The organism is Actinomycetota bacterium (assembly GCA_036280995.1).
GTDB lineage: Bacteria > Actinomycetota > CALGFH01 > CALGFH01 > CALGFH01 > CALGFH01.
Genome location: DASUPQ010000158.1, coordinates 1 through 2,158, shown reverse-complemented (window position 1 = coordinate 2,158; position 2,158 = coordinate 1). Strand labels below are relative to the sequence as shown.

Sequence of the window (2,158 nt, the reverse complement as noted above, 5' to 3'; positions counted from 1 at the left end):
GTGGCCGCCCCGGGTGACCGAGCGCTCGGCCGCGACCACGGCCACGGCCAGCAGCCCCAGCAGCAGGCTCTGGGCGAGGGCGCCGGCCCGGTCGAACACCCGCGAGGCGTAGATGGAGCTGGTCAGGGTCTCGTAGCGGAGCAGCTGGACGGCCCCGAAGTCGCTGATCGTGTACAGGAAGACCAGCAGCGTCCCCGCCCAGACGGCCCCGGCCGCCTGGGGCGCCACCACCGTCCGGAACACCGCCGCCGGGCCGCGGCCGAGCAGCCGGGCGCTCTCCTCCAGCGACGCCGGCAGCTGGCCCAGGCGGGCCACCACCGGCAGGTACACGTACGGGTAGGTGAACAGGGTGAGCACGTACAGCGCCCCCCAGAACCCCTCGAAGGCCGGCAGCCGCCCGACCCCCAGCGGCTCCAGCAGCCCGGCCAGCAGCCCGCCGGGGGCGAACGCGGCCAGCAGCGCGAACGCGGCGATGAACGACGGCATCACCAGCGGGAGGGGCAGCAGCAGGCGGGCGACCCGCCGCCCGGGCAGGTCGGTCCTGGCCACCAGCCAGGCCAGGGCGGTCCCGAGCACGGCCGCGGCGGCGGCCACCGAGACGCCGAGGACCAGGGTGCGGAGCAGCGGCCCCAGGGTGGCGCCCGACGCCCAGGCCGCGGCCAGGGTGCCGCCCTCGGTCAGCCCCCGGACGACCAGGTAGGCCAGGGGGGTGGCGAACAGGGCGGCGACCAGCGCCGACACCGCCGCCAGGGACGCCGGGGCGGGCCGGCGGTCCGCCCCGGGCCGGGCGGTACGGCGGTCAGACGCCGTTGAAGCCACTGGACCGGATCAGCTCCACCGTTCGCTCCAGGCCGCCGCCGAGGGAGTCCACGTCGACCTCGGGGGACTTCAGGCTGGCCAGCGGCGGCAGCCCGGAGGCGGCGGGGATGCCGGCGGCCAGCGGGTACTCGAAGGTCTGGTCGCTGAAGTAGCGCTGCGACTCGGCCGAGAGCAGGAAGTCCACGAAGCGCCCGGCCTCCTCGGCCTTGTCGGTCCCGGCCAGCACGCTGGCCGTGGACGGGATCACCAGGGCGCCGACGTCGCCGTCGGCGAAGATGTGGTTGCGGCTGGGAGTGAAGGGGTTCTCCTGCTTGAACCGGTAGTTGTAGTAGTGGTTGACCAGCCCCATCTCGATCTCGCCGCGGCTGACCGCCTCGACGATGGCGTTGTTGTTGGCGTAGGTCCGCGCCTTGTTGGCCGCCATCGCCTTCAGCCACCGCTCGGTGGCGTCCTCGCCCTCGAGCTCGCGCATGGCGGTCACGAAGTCCTGGAAGGAGCCGTTGGAGGGGGCCAGGGCGACCTTGCCGGCGTAGCGGGCGTCGGTCAGCTCCAGCACCGAGTCGGGCAGCTCGGACCTGGGGACCTCCTCGGCGTTGTAGACCAGCACCCGCTGGCGGCCCGAGACGCCGACCCAGCGGCCGTCGGCGTTGCGGAAGCGGGGGTCGACCTTGTCGAGCACGCTCGCCTCCAGCTGCCCCATGACGCCCTTGCCGGTCAGGAAGCCGGTCGCCCCCGGGCTCTGGGACAGGAACACGTCCGCCGGGGACCGGTCGCCCTCCTCGGCCAGCAGCAGGGCCAGCTCGGCCGAGTCGCCGTACTTGACGTCGATGGCGATGCCGGTCTCCTTGTTGAACCGCTCCAGCAGGGGCCCGATCAGGTTCTGGGTCCGACCGGAGTAGATGGTCAGGGCGTCGCGGGCGCCGCCGCAGCCGGCCGGCACCACGGCCAGCAGCAGGGCGAGGGCGACGATGGCGGTCTTGCGGGACATCCGGCCTCCATGTTTAGGTTCGCCTAAATCCTAGTCGCCCGCCCTCCGGGGGCCAAGTCCAGGAGTGTAGAAGCCGACGTGGCCCTGCGCCTGCCAGCAGCGCCCGAACCACCCGGCCGCGGCCCCGCGGCCCGGCCCGGGCCGGTGGTGCTGTTCCTCCCCGCCCACGACGAGGAGGCGACGGTCGCGGCCGTGGTCGCCCGGGTGCCCGAGCGGGTCCTGGGCCGGCGGGTCGAGTGCCTGGTGGTCGACGACGGCTCCGGCGACCGGACCGCCGAGCTGGCCGCCGCGGCCGGGGCGACCGTGCTCTCGGCGGGGGCCAACCGGGGGCTGGGCGCGGCCGTGCGGACC

Annotated in this window: 3 protein-coding genes; 1 reads left to right on the top strand and 2 read right to left on the bottom strand. The window is 74.7% G+C overall.

What is annotated here, in order from left to right:
* On the bottom strand, positions 1-741 hold a 741-nt coding region (locus VF468_04960; GenBank protein ID HEX5877665.1), incomplete at its 3' end, for an ABC transporter permease subunit.
* Positions 742-799: 58 nt separating this feature from the next.
* Positions 800-1,807, bottom strand: coding sequence for an iron ABC transporter substrate-binding protein (locus VF468_04955; GenBank protein ID HEX5877664.1), 1,008 nt, complete (start codon positions 1,805-1,807; stop codon positions 800-802).
* 78 nt (positions 1,808-1,885) lie between these two features.
* Between VF468_04955 and VF468_04950 the strand changes: the two genes are divergently transcribed.
* Positions 1,886-2,158: glycosyltransferase (locus VF468_04950; GenBank protein ID HEX5877663.1), on the top strand; the 273-nt coding region annotated here is incomplete at its 3' end.